This window comes from Mesobacillus selenatarsenatis SF-1, from assembly GCF_000813125.1.
In the GTDB taxonomy this organism is placed as follows: domain Bacteria; phylum Bacillota; class Bacilli; order Bacillales; family Cytobacillaceae; genus Mesobacillus; species Mesobacillus selenatarsenatis.
In genome coordinates this window covers 1-18,921 of record NZ_BASE01000015.1, presented here as the reverse complement: position 1 = coordinate 18,921, position 18,921 = coordinate 1, and the positions used below count along the sequence as shown (strand labels likewise).

At 42.6% G+C, this 18,921-nt stretch carries 20 protein-coding genes; all 20 read left to right on the top strand.

Annotated features, from left to right (window positions below; all coding sequences use genetic code 11):
* Positions 1-56 precede the first annotated feature (56 nt).
* The 20 genes from rpsP to codY all read left to right on the top strand — a co-directional run bounded on the left by rpsP (position 57) and on the right by codY (position 18,900).
* Entirely contained in the window at positions 57-329 is a 273-nt protein-coding gene (rpsP, locus tag TY49_RS03375; protein ID WP_041964495.1) for a 30S ribosomal protein S16, read from the top strand.
* Positions 330-343: 14 nt separating this feature from the next.
* On the top strand, positions 344-574 hold the full coding sequence (locus tag TY49_RS03370; RefSeq protein WP_023614919.1) for a KH domain-containing protein: 231 nt from the start codon (positions 344-346) through the stop codon (positions 572-574).
* Positions 575-794: 220 nt separating this feature from the next.
* The gene (locus TY49_RS03365) at positions 795-1,187 is read left to right on the top strand and encodes a YlqD family protein (protein WP_041964494.1); all 393 of its coding nucleotides are present in this window, start codon (positions 795-797) and stop codon (positions 1,185-1,187) included.
* A 7-nt stretch (positions 1,188-1,194) separates the two neighbouring features.
* Complete coding sequence (gene rimM / locus TY49_RS03360; RefSeq protein ID WP_041964493.1) at positions 1,195-1,713, top strand: ribosome maturation factor RimM; 519 nt, start codon at positions 1,195-1,197, stop codon at positions 1,711-1,713.
* Entirely contained in the window at positions 1,713-2,453 is a 741-nt protein-coding gene (gene trmD / locus TY49_RS03355) for a tRNA (guanosine(37)-N1)-methyltransferase TrmD (protein ID WP_198135580.1), read from the top strand. The genes rimM and trmD overlap by 1 nt, the downstream gene beginning before the upstream one ends.
* 130 nt (positions 2,454-2,583) lie before the next feature.
* A complete protein-coding gene (gene rplS / locus TY49_RS03350) occupies positions 2,584-2,928 on the top strand; it encodes a 50S ribosomal protein L19 (protein ID WP_041964491.1) in 345 nt (114 codons plus the stop codon).
* Between the two features lie 213 nt (positions 2,929-3,141).
* The gene (lepB, locus tag TY49_RS03345; RefSeq protein ID WP_041964490.1) at positions 3,142-3,696 is read left to right on the top strand and encodes a signal peptidase I; all 555 of its coding nucleotides are present in this window, start codon (positions 3,142-3,144) and stop codon (positions 3,694-3,696) included.
* A 60-nt stretch (positions 3,697-3,756) separates the two neighbouring features.
* Positions 3,757-4,644 carry a ribosome biogenesis GTPase YlqF gene (ylqF, locus tag TY49_RS03340; RefSeq protein WP_041964489.1) on the top strand — a complete coding sequence of 296 codons (888 nt, stop codon included), beginning with the start codon at positions 3,757-3,759 and terminating at the stop codon, positions 4,642-4,644.
* A gap of 77 nt (positions 4,645-4,721) precedes the next feature.
* The gene (rnhB, locus tag TY49_RS03335; protein ID WP_041964488.1) at positions 4,722-5,492 is read left to right on the top strand and encodes a ribonuclease HII; all 771 of its coding nucleotides are present in this window, start codon (positions 4,722-4,724) and stop codon (positions 5,490-5,492) included.
* A 22-nt stretch (positions 5,493-5,514) separates the two neighbouring features.
* Positions 5,515-7,371 (top strand): TP0910 N-terminal domain-containing protein, encoded by a 1,857-nt coding sequence (locus tag TY49_RS23800; RefSeq protein WP_052442075.1) that lies wholly within the window; start codon positions 5,515-5,517, stop codon positions 7,369-7,371.
* Positions 7,368-7,655 carry an EscU/YscU/HrcU family type III secretion system export apparatus switch protein gene (locus TY49_RS03320; RefSeq protein ID WP_041964487.1) on the top strand — a complete coding sequence of 96 codons (288 nt, stop codon included), beginning with the start codon at positions 7,368-7,370 and terminating at the stop codon, positions 7,653-7,655. The genes TY49_RS23800 and TY49_RS03320 overlap by 4 nt, the downstream gene beginning before the upstream one ends.
* A gap of 321 nt (positions 7,656-7,976) precedes the next feature.
* A complete protein-coding gene (sucC, locus tag TY49_RS03315) occupies positions 7,977-9,137 on the top strand; it encodes an ADP-forming succinate--CoA ligase subunit beta (protein ID WP_041964486.1) in 1,161 nt (386 codons plus the stop codon).
* A gap of 22 nt (positions 9,138-9,159) precedes the next feature.
* Entirely contained in the window at positions 9,160-10,062 is a 903-nt protein-coding gene (gene sucD, locus TY49_RS03310; RefSeq protein ID WP_041964485.1) for a succinate--CoA ligase subunit alpha, read from the top strand.
* 62 nt (positions 10,063-10,124) lie between these two features.
* Entirely contained in the window at positions 10,125-10,979 is an 855-nt protein-coding gene (dprA, locus tag TY49_RS03305) for a DNA-processing protein DprA (RefSeq protein WP_041964484.1), read from the top strand.
* 384 nt (positions 10,980-11,363) lie between these two features.
* Positions 11,364-13,439: a type I DNA topoisomerase gene (topA, locus tag TY49_RS03300; protein WP_041964483.1), complete on the top strand. Its 2,076-nt coding sequence runs from the start codon at positions 11,364-11,366 to the stop codon at positions 13,437-13,439.
* A 295-nt stretch (positions 13,440-13,734) separates the two neighbouring features.
* Positions 13,735-15,042, top strand: a complete 1,308-nt coding sequence (gene trmFO, locus TY49_RS03295; protein WP_041964482.1) for an FADH(2)-oxidizing methylenetetrahydrofolate--tRNA-(uracil(54)-C(5))-methyltransferase TrmFO — start codon at positions 13,735-13,737, stop codon at positions 15,040-15,042.
* A 60-nt stretch (positions 15,043-15,102) separates the two neighbouring features.
* The gene (gene xerC, locus TY49_RS03290; protein ID WP_041964481.1) at positions 15,103-16,005 is read left to right on the top strand and encodes a tyrosine recombinase XerC; all 903 of its coding nucleotides are present in this window, start codon (positions 15,103-15,105) and stop codon (positions 16,003-16,005) included.
* Between the two features lie 20 nt (positions 16,006-16,025).
* Entirely contained in the window at positions 16,026-16,568 is a 543-nt protein-coding gene (gene hslV, locus TY49_RS03285; RefSeq protein ID WP_041964480.1) for an ATP-dependent protease subunit HslV, read from the top strand.
* A gap of 19 nt (positions 16,569-16,587) precedes the next feature.
* On the top strand, positions 16,588-17,994 hold the full coding sequence (gene hslU, locus TY49_RS03280; protein WP_041964479.1) for an ATP-dependent protease ATPase subunit HslU: 1,407 nt from the start codon (positions 16,588-16,590) through the stop codon (positions 17,992-17,994).
* A gap of 126 nt (positions 17,995-18,120) precedes the next feature.
* Complete coding sequence (codY, locus tag TY49_RS03275) at positions 18,121-18,900, top strand: GTP-sensing pleiotropic transcriptional regulator CodY (protein WP_041964478.1); 780 nt, start codon at positions 18,121-18,123, stop codon at positions 18,898-18,900.
* Positions 18,901-18,921: the final 21 nt, after the last annotated feature.

The window sequence follows — 18,921 nt, the reverse complement described above, 5'->3', positions numbered from 1 at the left end:
TTTCAATTTGATATTATTCTATCTTGTGTGAAACTATTCGGAGGTGCTTATTTAAAATGGCAGTAAAAATTCGTTTAAAGCGTATGGGAGCTAAAAAGTCTCCTTTCTATCGTATTGTAGTAGCTGATTCCCGTTCACCACGTGACGGTCGTTACATCGAGTCTATTGGAACTTACAACCCGGTTGCTCAACCAGCGAAGGTTGAACTTAACGAAGAGTTAGTTCTTAAGTGGTTGAACGACGGTGCAAAACCATCTGATACTGTGCGTAACTTGTTCTCTAAGCAAGGTATCATGGAAAAATTCCACAACGCTAAGCTAAGCAAGTAATTGTGGACACGCCCATGAAAGAATTAATCGAGACGATCGTGAAGCCACTTGTTGATTTTCCTGAAGATGTCCATGTAAATGAACATGAAGAGGATCAGCGCGTTACCTATAAGCTTTCCGTCAACAAAAGTGATATGGGCAAAGTAATTGGTAAGCAGGGACGCGTTGCAAAGGCGATTCGAACAGTAGTCTATGCAGCAGGTTCATCACAGCAAAAGAAGATTTTCTTGGAAATCGTCGAATAACAATCAGAAATGATAATACAATATGATTGTTTGAAAAGGGAGGGGTAACCCTCCTTTTTTCTATTTGTAGAAATTAAGGTATAATAGATACTTGGAATAATGATGAGTTTTAAGATGTAATTGTAATCTGGAACCTGCCTTGAAAAGGACTGGAAAAACCAGCTTGAATAAGGTCTGGAAAATAATGCTGTGATAAGGTTGGCTTTAAGGAGGAAATGCTTTGAAGGTACTGCAAACAATCATTGTCAAACAGGTGCTGACAGAAGAAAGCAAGGAAAGAATCCACCAAAAATATCACGCCAGAAAGCTTCAGCTGCAGAAAGAATGCGATCAACTGAGATTTGAATTGAAGAAGCTGGAAAAATCCAGGAAGTTTTCCCCTGAAACATTGAAGAAGCATTTTGAACAAGAAATTAAAGTCCATAAAGAAAAAATCAAGCTCCTGGATTTTCAAATAGAACAACTACATATTCTTCCGCTTGGGAGTGAAATTAAAGAAACGGAGTTGCAGGGTGTCGTCGAAGTAAGTGTAGGTGACCAATGGGATGAGTTTCTTTCAGGAAAGACTATTATTGTGAAAGATGGCATCGTGGCCGAAATTCGCGAGAGGTGATTGAGTAATGGAAAAGTATTTTAATGTCGGAAAAATTGTAAATACACATGGGATACGCGGGGAAGTTAGGGTGATATCAAGGACTGACTTTCCTGAGGAACGCTACAAGGTAGGGAATTCTTTACTTTTATTCATGCCTGGTTCAAAGGATCCTGAAGAAATGGTAGTGAAAAGCCATAGGACTCACAAGAATTTCAACCTGCTGACCTTTGAAGGTTTCGAAAATGTCAACGAGGTAGAAAGAATGAAGGGCGGCATCCTCAAGGTTCCAGAAACGCAGCGAGGTGAGCTGGAGGAAGGCGAGTTCTATTTCCAGGATATTATCGGCTGTAACATGGTAACAATGGAAGGTGAAGAACTTGGCAAGGTAATCGAAATCCTCACTCCTGGTGCCAATGATGTCTGGGTTGTCAAAGGAGCAAATGGAAAAGAACTCCTGATTCCTTATATCGAGGACATAGTGAAAAAAGTCGACGTCAAGGAAAAGCTTATTGTAATTGAGCCGATGGAAGGGCTTCTTTCATGATGAATATCGATGTTCTGTCTATTTTTCCGGAAATGTTTGAGGGTGTGTTCGGCTCTTCAATCCTAAAAAAGGCTGCTGAAAAAGGGGCAGCACAATACAATGTAGTCAATTTTCGGGACTTTGCCGATAACAAGCACCAGACGGTGGATGACTATCCATATGGCGGCGGTGCTGGCATGGTGTTAAAGCCTCAGCCGATTTTCGATGCTGTGAGTGATTTGAAAGAGCGCGCAAAAAGCACTTCCCCGAGAGTGATTCTCATGTGCCCTCAGGGTGAACGGTATACACAGAAGAAAGCGGAAGAACTCGCAAAGGAAGAACATTTGATTTTTATCTGCGGCCATTATGAGGGATATGATGAGCGGATCCGTGAACATGTCATCACCGATGAGATTTCAATCGGAGATTATGTACTGACCGGCGGAGAGCTTGGAGCGATGGTCGTCATCGACAGTGTCGTGCGCCTGCTTTCTGGTGTACTGGGCAGTGAAGAGTCGCATATCCAGGATTCCTTCAGCACTGGCCTGCTTGAGCATCCCCACTATACTAGACCAGCAGACTTCCGCGGAATGAAGGTCCCTGATGTCCTGGTTTCTGGCAATCATAAGCTGATAGATGAGTGGCGGATGAAAGAAAGCCTAAGAAGGACCCTGCAACGAAGGCCCGATCTTTTCGAAGAAGCAGAGCTGACAGAACAGCAAAAAAAATGGCTGGATGAACTGATAAAACTTAATGAATAATATTGCAGTCAGGCGCTGTTTATGTTAAGATACTTCTTGTGGCTAAAAGCAAACATGCTGTATGTCGCTTATAACAATGTTCCGCTGCAATGAAAGTGTGCAAGAGCATTCGTGGGAGGAGTTGAAAACGATGCAACAATTAATCGAAGAAATCACAAAAGCACAACTTCGCACTGATCTTCCATCTTTCCGTCCTGGTGACACAGTACGTGTACACGTTAAGGTTGTCGAAGGAACTCGTGAACGTATCCAGTTGTTTGAAGGTGTAGTGATAAAGCGTCGTGGTGGTGGAATCAGCGAAACTTTTACAGTTCGTAAGATTTCTTACGGAGTAGGCGTTGAGCGTACTTTCCCTGTTAACACACCAAAAATTGCGAAGCTTGAAGTTATCCGTCGCGGTAAAGTACGCCGTGCGAAACTTTACTACCTACGTAACCTGCGTGGTAAGAAAGCTCGTATCAAAGAAATTCGATAAGAATGAATGTCAAAAAGGAGCTTGCCTAGCCAAGCTCCTTTTTCATTCAAATTCTTTTCCTGACGAAATGCAATATTTAAAAAACTGAACTTGATTGAAAGCTATTATTAAATTTATTTTAAAAATCATTGCCCATCGTGTTTATCTTGTCTGACTTATGTAAAATAAAGTTATGTACTCAAACAACATATATTTTGGAATGGTGGGAAAAGAATGGCCGAGAAAAAGAAGAACGAACTATGGGAATGGACGAAGGCACTTCTGATTGCTGTCGTGCTGGCAGCGGTTATTCGATACTTTTTATTTGCACCAATCGTGGTGGACGGTTTATCGATGATGCCTACACTCCACGACCAGGACCGAATGATCGTGAACAAGCTTAGCTATAAAGTTGGGGAGCCCGAAAGATTCGATATCATCGTCTTTCATGCACCCGAAAACAAAGATTACATAAAAAGAGTAATCGGCCTACCAGGCGATAAAGTAGAATATAAAAATGACACATTATATGTGAATGGGAAAGCATACGAAGAACCATACTTGGAAGAATATAAAAAACAGGTGATTGATGGGCCGCTGACAGATCCTTTCACACTGGAGGAGAAGATCGGCAAGGAGACTGTACCTGAAGGCCATCTTTTCGTTATGGGTGATAACCGTCGTTTCAGCAAGGATAGCCGCCACATTGGCACTGTACCTTTTGAAGAGGTGCTGGGAAAGACAAGCATCATCTATTGGCCTATTGAAGATATTCGTACAATAGACTAGGACATGACAAGATCCCTACAGGCATACGGGAGATTGCTAAACAGATAGGAGGTGGCTGCTTTGACGATCCAATGGTTTCCAGGCCATATGGCTAAGGCTCGCAGAGAGGTCACGGAAAAATTAAAGCTCGTGGATGTTATCTTTGAATTGGTGGACGCGCGGATACCGTATTCGTCCAGGAACCCTATGATTGATGAAATCATCCAGCACAAACCAAGAATTGTTTTACTGAATAAAGCAGATATGGCGGATAAAGCCGTTACAGAACAATGGCTGCGCCACTACCGTCAAAAAGGAATTACCGCACTGGCAATCAACTCACAGGCCGGTACTGGTCTAAATCAAATCGTCCAAGAGTCCAAGGTCCTCCTAAAAGACAAGTTTGATCGCCTGAAATCAAAAGGTGTCAAGCCGAGAGCTATTCGGGCAATGATTGTCGGTATCCCAAATGCTGGTAAATCGACTTTGATCAACAGGCTTGCCGGTAAAAATATCGCCCAGACCGGGAATAGGCCGGGAGTAACGAAATCTCAGCAATGGATCAAAGTAGGCAAAGAGCTCGAACTTCTGGATACTCCGGGAATCCTTTGGCCAAAGTTTGAGGACCAGGAAGTAGGCACAAGGCTTGCAGTTACTGGCGCAATCAAAGATACGATTCTTAATCTTCAGGATCTGGCTGTATATGCTTTGAGGTTTTTAGAAAAGCATTACCCAGAACGGCTGCAGGAGAGATATAAGCTTTCCGAACTGCCCGAGGAGATTGTGGAGCTTTTTGATCAGATTGGCGATACTCGCGGCTGCAGAATGCCTGGTGGATACGTTGATTATGACAAAGTCGCAGAGCTTCTGATCAGGGAAATACGGACAGAAAAATTAGGTCCGCTATCCTTTGAACGACCTGAGGATTTGACCTCTGTGGAAGAAATAGAAAATGACACTCAAAAATAAAGGTCCTGAGTCCAGGGCCTTTATTTTTGATTTAAACTGCCGATACATAATAAAGAAGTATTACTAGGAGAAATTTTATGGAGAAATTTACAATTGGTGAAATTGAACAACAGCTTTTCGGGAAAGAGGAAGTAAACAATGAATTCCTGAAAGCATTAAAAAAAGATAGTCGCAAGGGTGTACAAAAACTTGTCCTGAAATGGGAAAGGCAGGAAGAGCAAAAGAAACAAGTCCATGAACAATTCGTCAACATGACTTCCTTTGAAAGAAAATATCGATCGGAAGGGTTCCGGTATATTGCCGGGATTGATGAGGCCGGACGAGGACCTTTAGCCGGTCCAGTGGTTGCAGGGGCAGTCATCCTGCCGGAGAACTTTTATCTTCCAGGTCTCAATGATTCTAAAAAACTGACAGAATCAAAAAGGGATGAATATTTTGAAGTCATCATGTCTGAAGCCCTGGCTGTCGGAGTAGGACTGATCAGCGCTGCAGAAATAGATGAAATCAATATTCTCCAGGCAAGCAAGAAAGCGATGCTTTCAGCTGTGAATCAACTAGGGATCACTCCGGATTTTCTTTTGATTGATGCCGTCAAGCTGGACACACCTTATCCGTTTGAAGCGCTGATTAAAGGTGATTCCAGAAGCATATCCATCGCGGCAGCTTCCATTATTGCCAAAGTAACTAGGGACAGACTGATGAAAGAACTCAGTATCGAATTCCCGCCCTATGGATTCGGGGCAAATATGGGGTATGGAACCGCTGAACACTTAAGAGCTATCAAGGAGCATGGTGTCACAGATCATCACAGGAAGACATTCGCTCCCGTAAGAGAGTATATTCAGTAGAACTTGGTAAAGCAGGTGAACCATGGAAACAGGAGCGCTGCAAGGCTTATTTAACCAAAAAACAACACAGCAAGTTAAAACAGCCGAATTTCGGCCCGGCCAAATCATTAATGGGAAAATCCTGAAGCTCTACCCTGATCAAGTAGCAGAAGTGCAAGTCGGCAACCAAAAAATGATCGCAAAATTAGAAACTCCATTATCTGCAAATGAACGGTACTGGTTCCAGGTTCAGCCTGGTGAAGGAAAGGTTCATTTGAAGGTGATTGGATCAGGTAGTGAGGATAAGGTCCAGCCGGGAAGCATGGCGAAGATTCTTGGAGAATTTGCTATGCAGCCAACAAAGGAGAATCTGGAACTTGTCCGTTTTTTTATCAAGGAGCAGCTTCCTGTAAACCGTGAACTTCTAAAGCAGGCGGCGGAGTGGCTGAGTATGGCGGATTCCCGCAGTGCTGGTCAAGATGCTATTAAGTTGATCCTGACTAGAGGCTTTCCCGTTACAAAGGCTGCGTTTGATGCCCTCTACACTACCACCAAAGAACAATCTCTGGTCCAGTTGATGGATAAACTTGAAAAGACTTTAGACACGGCGTGGAATTCTGCGGCAAGTACAAGTCTTAAACAACTTTTGAATGAAATGCTGCCATCCAGCAAAATAATGAATTCTGAAGCAACCGTGAATAATTTAGCGGCAATATGGCTTAAACGGAAAGGTCAGGAAAGTCAAGTTGCTCTGGAGCTGCTTAAACAGTTTGGTGCGATTACTTCGAAAAGCACTGAAAGCAATCTTTTACAGCAGATGCTGGTCAGGCTTCAAAGCTTAAGCGCAATTGGAGATGAATTCCCTGAGGGGCTGAATTTTGCCAAAAATATCATAACACTCATAGGAAATGGCGACAATTCTACAGCCAGACAGATGATTTCAAATTTGATTCCTGAAAAAACATTCCTAGCTAATGAGCTGGCAGAATCACTTAAATTGTTATTCTACCGAACTTCTGGAAAAGAGGCGGAGGCAAAGCAAGGACTTCAGGCTTTCAAGCAGTTAATCTCAATGGTGAGTGATGGAGAGTCCCTATCCGTCCTGATGGGAGAAAAGGATACGTGGCGACAAGCTGGAGTAGACTTGCTTAAGGTTGCGGGACAGCCCCAATCCGGCAATTTCACAGGCCTGCATACACAGCTGCTCTCTGAAGCAGCTGCCAAAGCAGAACAGCCAGCTCCGCTGCAAGATACTGGCACCGCACTGCTCACCGATACAAGGATAAAACAATTCCTATCAGCCCTGGGTCTGTCTTACGAACAACAGCTTAGCGAAGTTCTAAAAGATGGAGAGATTGGCAAGGCACAAGTATCAGAGACACTTAAATCCCTTGTTCTGCGCCTGTTGAACGAAAATCCTCCGCCTGCTGTTAAAGAAGCTGCAGAGATGGTCTTAAACAAACTCACCGGATTTCAGCTGCTTTCCCAGGAAGCGGGTCCGATCCAGCAGCTCGTTGTGCAAATACCCTTTATGCTGGGTGGGAAAACAAATGAACTTACGATGCAATGGAGCGGGAAGAAGACTGAAGACGGAAAAATAGACGCTGATTTTTGCCGCGTGCTCTTTTACCTGAAACTTAAGCATTTGGATGATGTTATCGTTGATATGCAAGTACAGAATCGAATTATGAGTGTCCAGATTTTTAACGAAAATCCCACTCTGAGAAAAATGGCAGAAGAAATGACACCGGTATTGAAATTGAAGCTAGCGGAAATTGATTATCACTTGTCCTCTGTTCACTTCCATGTTCCTGGGCAATCTCAGACAGGGAGAAATCAACGCAGCCTGGCCGATTTTTATGGCCAAAAAGATTATAGCGGAGTGGATATTAAAATATGAAACCACCACCTAAGCATACAAGGAAATCAGCTGTAGCCCTTGGGTATAACGCCGGAAATATGGACGCTCCTAAAGTAATGGCGAAGGGTAAGGGTCTCGTTGCTGAACAAATCATTGAAAAAGCGAAAAATCATGAAATTCCTATCCAGGAAGATCCTTCACTCGTTGAAGTCCTGAGCCAGCTAGAATTAAATGAGCGAATTCCAGAAGAGTTGTATCAAGCAGTAGCCGAAGTATTTTCCTTTGTCTATCATTTGGATAAACAAGCAGGAAGACAAAAATAATATTTTCACAATGAAAACCGACAGAATGAATATAGCTTTTTTAGCATGAATTTTTATTGTCAAAGCCGGGAAACGCAATGATTCCGGCTTTTACTATTCGCAAGCTTTCTCTTCGTTATTTTTTTGCAATATTTAAAATGGCGAAATATTTAAATCATAAAGGTAGACAATCAATAATTCATTATATAAAATGAAAGCGCAGTCTATTTTTTAGAAATTTAAATGAATTATATTTTCTACTTAGGAAAATGAATTTGCGGAGCGGGTCGCTAGGCGATTCTGTATTTTTGTTCGTTTTTCTAATAGATAGGAGGATGGGAAATGAATGTCCATGAGTATCAAGGAAAAGAAATCCTCAGAAAATATGGGGTAAAAGTACCGAATGGAAAGGTTGCTTTTACAGTCGATGAAGCTGTTGATGCAGCTAAAGAGCTTGGCTCATCAGTAGTTGTCGTAAAAGCTCAAATCCATGCTGGCGGAAGGGGTAAAGCCGGCGGTGTCAAGGTTGCAAAGAACCTTGATGAAGTACGTACATATGCTTCTGAGATATTAGGTAAGACACTGGTTACTCACCAGACTGGTCCAGAAGGCAAGGAAGTAAAGCGCCTGCTTATCGAAGAAGGCTGCGATATCAAGAAAGAATACTATATCGGTCTTGTTCTTGACCGCGCAACTTCTCGCGTTGTCCTAATGGCTTCTGAAGAAGGTGGAACGGAAATCGAAGAAGTGGCAGAAGCTACTCCTGAAAAGATTTTCAAAGAAGAAATTGATCCTGTAGTCGGCTTGATGCCATACCAGGCCCGCCGTGTTGCATTCAATATCAATATCCCGAAAGAACTAGTGAACCAGGCTGTTAAGTTCATGATGAGCCTGTACACAGCTTATATCGAAAAAGATTGTTCTATCGCTGAAATTAACCCGCTTGTTGTAACAGGCGATGGTCAGGTAATTGCACTTGATGCGAAATTGAATTTTGATTCAAACGCATTATACCGCCAGAAGGATATCGTTGAGTACCGCGACCTTGAAGAAGAAGATCCAAAGGAAATCGAAGCATCGAAGTATGACCTGAGCTATATTTCTTTGGATGGAAATATCGGCTGCATGGTTAACGGTGCAGGTCTTGCGATGGCAACTATGGACATCGTGAAGCATTATGGCGGAGACCCCGCCAACTTCCTTGATGTTGGGGGCGGTGCAACTGCTGAGAAAGTAACGGAAGCTTTCAAAATCATCCTTTCAGATCCAAATGTTAAGGGTATCTTTGTTAATATCTTCGGAGGCATCATGAAGTGTGATGTAATTGCTACTGGTGTAGTAGAGGCAGCCAAGCAGGTTGGACTTGAGGTTCCTCTTGTCGTTCGTCTTGAAGGTACTAACGTTGAACTTGGAAAACAGATTCTTAATGAGTCTGGCTTGAATATCATTGCTGCTGAATCAATGGCAGACGGCGCTGAAAAAATCGTTTCATTAGTTAAGTAGGATCGAAAGGAGAGAATTTGACGTGAGCGTATTCATTAATAAAGATACAAAGGTCATTGTTCAAGGAATTACGGGTTCAACAGCCCTTTTCCATACAAAACAAATGCTTGAATATGGTACGAAAATTGTTGGAGGAACATCTCCAGGCAAGGGCGGTACAGAAGTAGAAGGCGTTCCTGTATTCAACACAGTACAAGAAGCTGTTGATGCAACAGGCGCAAATGCGACAGTAATCTATGTACCAGCACCATTTGCTGCAGATGCGATTGTCGAAGCTGTTGATGCTGAGCTTGATTTGGCAATCTGTATCACTGAGCATATCCCAGTCTTGGACATGGTCAAGGTTAAGCGCTACATGGAAGGAAAGAAGACTCGCCTGGTTGGTCCTAACTGCCCTGGCGTAATCACTCCTGATGAGTGCAAGATCGGCATCATGCCTGGATATATCCATACCAAAGGACATGTTGGCGTTGTATCCCGTTCTGGAACGCTGACATATGAAGCGGTACACCAGTTAACTCAAGAAGGAATCGGCCAGTCTACAGCTGTGGGCATTGGCGGAGACCCGGTTAATGGAACGAACTTCATCGATGTCCTGAAGGCATTCAATGAAGATCCAGACACATATGCTGTCATCATGATTGGTGAAATCGGCGGCACGGCTGAAGAAGAAGCAGCTGAGTGGGTCAAGGCTAACATGACGAAACCAGTTGTTGGCTTCATCGGCGGAAGAACTGCACCTCCAGGGAAGCGCATGGGCCATGCTGGTGCGATTATTTCTGGCGGAAAAGGAACTGCAGACGAAAAAATCCGCGTAATGAATGAATGTGGCATTCAGGTTGCTGAAACTCCATCCGTAATGGGCGAAACGCTAATCCGCGTTTTGAAGGAGCAAGACCTTTACGACAAGTGCAAAACACACTAAAACATTCAATCAGACAGTCCCTCTTAACAGAGGGGCTGTTTATTAATCCCAGGGGGAAGCATATGGATGAATTAAAAAAGAAACTGATCCAGCTTGTCCATAGCAGGTATGCTAGCTGGAAGGCGATTTACTCAATCCTCAAAGCAAATTCTGCAATTAATAATAATGAAGCTGCAAATTATTCCTCTATTAATCCTCGAGTAGAGCGACTCAACAAAGACCATCAATTTATTTCCACCGACAAACTTCTAAATGACTACACCACACAGAATATTCATCTAATCACTATTTTTGACGAAGACTATCCAGACAGGCTTAAGACTATCTATCAACCTCCATGGATGCTGTTTGCCAGAGGAAATCTATCTTTATTAAAGAACAGAGAAAGTCTTGCTGTGGTTGGGTCAAGGAACGCCACAGCATATGGCATTGGAGCGATCGACTATTTATTTCCTTCATTAATAGATAATAATGTATTGATTGTTAGTGGTCTCGCAAGGGGGATTGATGCCCATGCCCATAAAGCAGCTATTAAATTGGGCGGGAAAACAATAGGTGTCATAGCTGGCGGGTTTCATAATCTTTATCCGAAGGAAAATGTTAAATTGGCAGAGTATATGATGGAAAAACAACTGGTGTTATCAGAATATCCACCAGCTACAATGCCTGCGAAATGGCAATTTCCAATGCGAAATAGGATTATCAGCGGTCTTTCAAAGGGTACACTTGTTGTTGAAGCGAGGAAAAAGAGCGGTTCACTGATCACTGCAGATTTTGCATTGAATGAAGGCAGGGATGTATTTGCTGTCCCCGGGAGCATTTTAAGTCCGGATTCTGATGGAGTCCATTATTTAATCCAGCAAGGAGCCAAACTGGTTAAAAGTTCAGAGGATATTTTAGAGGAACTTGGGATGTAATGTGGAATAATATTGAGATAACTGTATAAAATGCAAAAAGCAGTAACCTAAGACGAATTGATATAATTTTTTGGTGTGAGGTTTATTAAAGAGGTTGATGGACAGAAAATATAGGCAGAAGCTTAGCTTCTCATTGGTCCAAAATGGTAGTGTTGAGTTGGAAAAAGTTTTGAAAATATACTTTTTTAGCAAGTTATTTTTATATTTGAATGAAAACTTGCATCAAAAAGGTTGAAATAATTTTCAATCTGTTATACATTTTGCATCAGGTATTTTAAAATTTCTAAGTTAGATGAAACCGTTTACTTTAATGGTTGATTTGACAACATTATGATATGTTGATAATAATTAATGTAATTTTATACCTCTAAGGAGGACAATTGGATGTCGGATTTTTTAGTCATCGTCGAATCGCCTGCAAAGGCTAAGACGATTGAGCGTTATCTTGGAAAAAAATATAAAGTGAAAGCCTCTATGGGGCATTTGATAGATTTGCCTAAGAGCCAGATGGGAATTGATACGAAAAATAATTACAACCCTAAGTACATTACAATTCGGGGTAAGGGACCAGTACTGAAGGAATTGAAATCTGCAGCTAAAAAAGCAAAGAAAGTCTATCTCGCGGCTGACCCCGACAGAGAAGGGGAAGCGATTGCCTGGCACCTGGCTCAAAGCCTAAACGTTGATGTCCATTCGGACTGCAGGGTTGTATTTAATGAGATAACCAAGGATGCCATCAAGGAATCTTTTAAACATCCCCGGGCGATCAATATGGACCTCGTAGATGCCCAGCAGGCACGCCGTGCTCTGGACAGACTCGTAGGATATAATATCAGTCCGCTGCTTTGGAAGAAGGTCAAGAAGGGGCTGAGCGCAGGACGCGTACAATCTGTTGCCTTAAGGATGATCATTGATCGTGAGAAGGAAATCGCTGCGTTTGTTCCAGAAGAATATTGGACAATCGGTGCAGAATTCCTGAAAGGAAAAAGTGCTTTTGAAGCTTCTTTTTACGGAATTGGCAAACAAAAAACTGAGTTGAAATCAGAAGATGATGTCAAGAACATCCTTAAACAAGTAAAGGGGAACAAATTCACTGTTGAGTCGGTGACTAAGAAAGAACGTAAACGTAATCCTGCACCGCCATTCATTACTTCTTCTTTGCAGCAGGAGGCAGCACGAAAGCTTAACTTCCGTGCCAAAAAGACAATGATGCTTGCGCAGCAGCTTTATGAAGGTATCGACCTTGGAAAAGAAGGCACAGTCGGTTTAATCACCTATATGAGAACGGACTCTACCAGGATTTCTGAAGTTGCCCAAGGCGAAGCAAGGGAGTATATCACTGATCAGTATGGAGAAAATTTCGTTCAGACAGAGGCAAGGAAAGAGAAGAAGCAGTCCAATGCTCAAGATGCCCACGAAGCGATCCGGCCAACAAGTACAATGAAGGTTCCTGAGACGATAAAGGAATTCCTTTCAAGGGATCAATACAGGCTTTACAAACTTATTTGGGAACGGTTTGTCGCGAGCCAGATGGCTCACGCTATTATGGATACGATGAGTGTTGACCTAAAGAACGGGGAAGTTACTTTCCGTGCGACTGGCTCGAAGGTTAAATTCCCAGGCTTCATGAAGGTTTATGTAGAAGGTTCAGATGACCAGGTGGAAGAAAAGGATAAATTCCTTCCTGACCTAAAGCAAGGTGACGAGGTCACGAAGAAAGATATCGAACCGAAGCAGCACTTTACACAGCCGCCTCCCAGGTATACAGAAGCTAGGCTCGTCAGGACGCTTGAGGAAATGGGGATTGGACGGCCATCAACATACGCGCCAACCCTGGATACAATCCAAAAGAGAGGCTATGTTTCACTTGATAATAAACGATTCGTGCCCACCGAACTTGGCGAAGTAATTCATGAGCTTATGCTGGAATTTTTCCCGGAAATACTTGACCTTGAGTTCACCGCCAAAATGGAACAGAATCTCGATAATGTCGAAGATGGGAAAATCAATTGGGTCAAAGTCATAGACGAATTCTACCGTGATTTTGAAAAGAACCTTGAAGTAGCGGAAAAAGAAATGCAAGAAATTGAAATCAAGGATGAACCTGCTGGAGAAGATTGTGATCAGTGCGGTTCACCGATGGTATTCAAAATGGGACGCTACGGCAAGTTCATGGCCTGCAGCAATTTCCCTGACTGCAGGAACACAAAGGCAATAGTCAAGGAGATAGGGGTCAAATGCCCTAAGTGTGAAGAAGGCAATATCATTGAACGGAAGAGCAAGAAACGCCGGATATTTTACGGCTGTGACCGTTTCCCTGAATGCGATTTCCTTTCATGGGATAAACCACTTGCAAGGAAATGCCCAAAATGCGAAAATATGCTAGTTGAAAAGAAGCTTAAAAAGGGCGTCCAGGTTCAGTGTACCGAATGCGACTATAAAGAGGAACCACAAAGCTAGAGTGAGCCCTTGGGCTCACTCTTTGATTTTGTTCACCGTAAAATTGAGAATTTAACTCGATTGTGAAACTTTTTTCTTTCTTTTTCGTAAAGGAAAGTGCAAAATGGTACAGGAATCAGGGTAAAGTAAGTAAGATTGAGTATATAATAGAAGCTTTATGTCAAGGCAGATGTTATAATAATTCTTTTGGAAATGCAGTTGCTTATATTTTGCCTGTTAAGCTTCTATTAGACATGGTAACTTGGATTAGAATAAGAAAACGCGTAACTTTTAATAGCTACTGGAGGAAATAGAAATGACTGAAGCTACAGTAAATGTCGTTGGTGCCGGCTTGGCCGGAAGTGAAGCTGCATGGCAGCTTGCCGAAAGAGGCATCAAAGTGAACTTATATGAGATGAGACCGGTAAAGCAGACACCTGCTCACCATACAGATAAATTTGCTGAACTGGTATGCAGTAATTCTTTGCGTGCAAATACATTAACAAATGCAGTAGGTGTATTAAAAGAAGAGATGAGAAAGCTTGACTCTGTCATCATTGGCGCAGCAGACGCATGTGCTGTACCGGCAGGCGGAGCTTTGGCAGTAGATCGCCATGAGTTTGCGGCACATGTTACTAGCCGTGTGAAGGAACATCCTAATGTTACTGTATTTAATGAAGAAATCACTGAAATTCCACAAGGTCCGACCATCATTGCTACGGGGCCTTTGACAAGCCAGGCGTTGTCCCAACAACTGAAGGAGCTTACAGGGGAAGAATATTTATATTTTTATGACGCGGCAGCTCCTATTATTGAAAAAGACAGCATCGACATGGATAAGGTCTATCTGAAATCCCGGTATGACAAAGGGGAAGCAGCATACCTTAACTGTCCGATGACAGAGGAAGAATTCGACCGTTTTTATGAAGCGTTGATCTCTGCTGAAACAGTTCCGCTTAAGGAATTTGAAAAAGAAATCTTTTTTGAAGGTTGTATGCCGATCGAGGTCATGGGCCAAAGAGGAAGGAAGACGATGCTTTTCGGACCGATGAAGCCGGTTGGCCTGGAGGATCCTAGAACTGGAAAGCGGCCTTATGCCGTAGTGCAGCTTCGCCAGGATGATGCTGCTGGAACACTTTACAATATTGTAGGCTTCCAGACTCATCTTAAGTGGGGACCGCAAAAGGAAGTCATTCAACTGATCCCTGGTTTGGAAAACGCTGAAATTGTACGGTATGGTGTCATGCATCGTAATACATTTATCAACTCACCTAAGGTTTTAAAAGCAACATATCAATTCAGGAATAGGGAAGATTTATTTTTTGCAGGACAAATGACTGGGGTCGAAGGGTATGTGGAATCAGCAGCAAGCGGCATGATTGCTGGAATTAATGCTGCACGCCTTGTAAAAGGTGAAGAGCCGATGGAATTCCCGCATGAAACAGCAATGGGAAGCATGGCCAGATATATTACAACAACGAACGCGAAAAACTTCCAGCCGATGAATGCAAACTTCGGGCTTTTCCCTGATCTTCCTGAGAAAATCAAGGCTAAGCAGGAACGTAATGAGAAGCATGCTTCCAGAGCACTGGAAACAATTCAGAAATTTGCGAAAAATTTGTAATTTCTATTGCGAGGGCTATATATATATGATACTATTTAGTAGCCCTTGTGAGGTGACGAGATGGATGCAAATGTGAACAATTCTTTAAACTTATTTATTGAATATTTACAAATTGAAAAAAATTACTCACAATATACAATTGAACATTATCAACATGATATTAGGGGATTTTTTTTGTTCATGTCTGAACAAGGACTGACTAGCCTTGATGCTGTTGAGTATGCTGATACAAGGATTTACCTCACGAAATTATTTGACCAGCAGCTCTCCAGAAAGTCTGTCGCCCGCAGGATTTCATGTATGCGCAGCTTTTATAAGTTTTTGCTTCGTGAAAAAATGGTAGGAGATAATCCTTTTTCCCTGGTATCCATACCCAAACTGGAAAAGCGATTGCCAGATTTTTTTTATGAAGAGGAACTTTCCCAACTATTTAACGCATGTGAAACCGATACTGCGATTGGGAAAAGGAACAAAGCCCTTTTGGAACTGCTTTACGCTACAGGAATCCGTGTAGGTGAGTGCTGTAAAATCCAAATGAAGGATATAGATTTATCTCTATCCACAGTTTTAATTCATGGAAAAAGGAAAAAGGATAGATATGTGCCTTTCGGAAGTTTTGCTCAGGATGCGATTGAAGACTACATAAAGAATGGAAGACCAGAGCTTCTGAAGACTAAAGAAGATCATGGCCATTTGTTTTTGAATTTCCGGGGTGGGCCTCTCACGGACAGAGGAATCAGGGAAATCCTGAATAAGCTGATCGAAAAGTCTGCCCTGACTGGGAAAATCCATCCCCATAAACTGCGCCATTCTTTTGCTACACATATGATGAGCAATGGAGCAGATATGAGGACTGTCCAGGAGCTAATGGGCCATGCGTTCCTGTCTTCAACGCAAGTCTATACCCATGTTACGAAAGAGCACTTGCGCAATATTTATATGTCACATCATCCGAGGGCTTAAGCCAAAAGGAGGACGAAGGTATGTCAGAATTCCATGCCACAACGATATTTGCTGTTCAACATAAAGGCCAATGTGCAATGTCAGGCGATGGCCAGGTGACCTTTGGAAATGCTGTAGTGATGAAACACACAGCAAAGAAAGTCCGAAAGTTGTTTAATGGTAAAGTAATTGCAGGATTTGCCGGTTCAGTCGCAGATGCGTTCACCCTGTTTGAGATGTTCGAAGGTAAGCTCGAGGAATATAACGGAAATCTCCAAAGAGCCGCGGTCGAACTTGCAAAGCAATGGAGAAGTGATAAAGTCCTAAGGAAGCTCGAGGCCATGCTGATTGTACTGAATGAAACTGATATGCTTCTTATTTCCGGAACAGGCGAAGTCATTGAACCTGATGATGGCATTCTGGCGATCGGTTCTGGAGGTAATTATGCCTTGTCTGCTGGCCGTGCATTAAAGCAATATGCTGGAGAACATTTAACAGCAAAAGAAATCGCGAAGTCTTCATTGGAAATTGCTGCTGACATTTGTGTTTACACAAACCACAATATTATCGTGGAAGAACTGTAACGGAAAAGGAGTGTTGAGTGTGAAACAAACGACAAATTTAACTCCAAGGCAGATCGTGGAAAAGCTGGACCAGTATATTATCGGTCAAAAGGATGCTAAAAAAGCTGTTGCAGTTGCTCTCAGGAATAGATACCGCCGTGGCTTGCTCGCTGAAAATATACGGGATGAAATCATCCCTAAGAATATCCTGATGATTGGACCTACTGGTGTAGGTAAAACAGAAATTGCCAGAAGGATGGCTAAGTTAGTTGGCGCTCCTTTCGTAAAGGTGGAAGCGACTAAGTTCACTGAAGTTGGTTATGTTGGCCGTGATGTCGAATCCATGGTTCGGGATCTTGTTGAAACCTCAATCAGGCTTGTAAAAGAGGAAAAAATGGAGCGAGTAAAGGAACCGGCAGAAGAAAATGCAAACCGCCGTCTTGTCGAACTGTTAGTCCCTTCAGCGAAAAAGTCAGTGAATTACAAAAATCCACTTGAAATGTTGTTTGGTGGAAGCCAGCAGCAGCCTGAACAAGAGCAAAACCAATCAGAAGATTTAGGGTTATTCGAAAAGCGTAAAGTCATCAAGCAAAAGCTCGAAAAAGGTGAACTTGAGGATGAGTTGGTAACCGTCGAAGTCGAGGAGCAGACGCCTTCCATGTTTGATATGCTCCAGGGTTCTGGAATGGAACAAATGGGAATGAATATGCAGGATGCTTTGAGTGGCTTGGTGCCTAAGAAACGCAAGAAACGAAAGCTGCCTGTACGTGAGGCCAGGAAGTTATTAATCAATGAAGAAGCCCAAAAGCTGATTGATATGGATGAGGTGACTCAGGAAGCTACATACCGTGCTGAGCAGGCAGGCATCATTTTCATTGATGAAATTGACAAAATTGCCAGCAAGAATTCCGGTGGCTCCAGTGCAGACGTTTCGCGTGAGGGTGTTCAGAGGGACATACTTCCTGTTGTGGAAGGGTCGACTGTCAACACGAAGTACGGTCCTGTAAAAACAGACCATATCTTGTTCGTCGCTGCAGGTGCGTTCCACATGGCGAAGCCTTCTGATCTGATACCTGAATTGCAAGGGCGTTTCCCAATCAGGGTAGAGCTTACTAAGCTGACAGTTGAGGACTTTTACAGGATTCTTGTAGAGCCTGATAATGCACTTACAAAGCAATATGAAGCTTTATTGGAAACAGAAGGTATACAAATTGAATTTTCTGACGATGCTATTCGTAAGATAGCTGAAGTCGCTTATGATGTGAATCAGAATACGGATAACATCGGAGCGCGAAGACTGCAGACAATTCTTGAGAAGCTGCTTGAAGACCTGAGCTTTGAAGCTCCTGATATCAATTTGGAGAAGGTAGCGATTACTCCGCAATATGTAGAAGAAAAACTTGGCGCTATCTCAAGAAACAAAGATTTAAGCCAGTTCATATTATAATGGTTAATCGTTTTAGTGCATACTCAATAGGGTAGACAAATAAAGACTGCTTATTGTGCTTAAGTATTGGAACTAGCCAGGACAAAATAAATGTATTTTTGTTGAAGCAAATAGGAGGAAGAAACAATGGACTTACTATCAAAAACTAGAAAAATTAATGCCCTGCTCCAAAAAGCTGCCGGTAAACCGGTAAACTTTAAAGAAATGTCAGAAACACTTAGTGAAGTAATCGAGGCCAACATCTTTGTTGTAAGCCGCAGAGGAAAGCTTTTAGGCTTAGGAATCAATCAGCAAATTGAAAACGAGCGTATGGTAAAAATGCTCGAAGACCGCCAATTCCCTGAAGAGTATACGAAGAATCTTTTCAATATCCAGGAGACCTCACCTAACCTGGATGTTGAGAGTGAATACACAGCATTCCCTGTTGAAAACAAAGAACTTTTCAAAAACGGCTTAACAACAATCGTGCCGATCATCGGCGGTGGTGAACGCCTGGGAACATTGATCCTTGCCCGTCTTGAAGAACAATTCCACGACGATGACCTTATCCTTGGAGAATATGGCGCAACCGTTGTAGGAATGGAAATCCTTCGTGAAAAAGCAGAAGAGATTGAGGATGAAGCAAGAAGCAAGGCTGTAGTCCAAATGGCAATCAGTTCGTTATCCTACAGTGAACTTGAAGCGATCGAGCACATCTTTGAAGAACTTAACGGAAAAGAAGGCCTTCTAGTTGCTTCCAAAATCGCTGACAGAGTCGGGATCACTCGTTCCGTAATCGTCAACGCACTACGCAAGCTAGAAAGCGCAGGCGTTATCGAGTCCCGTTCCCTTGGAATGAAAGGAACTTATATCAAGGTATTAAACGACAAGTTCCTATTTGAACTTGAAAAGCTTAAAAGCAACTAAATAAATAATAAAAAATCCGCT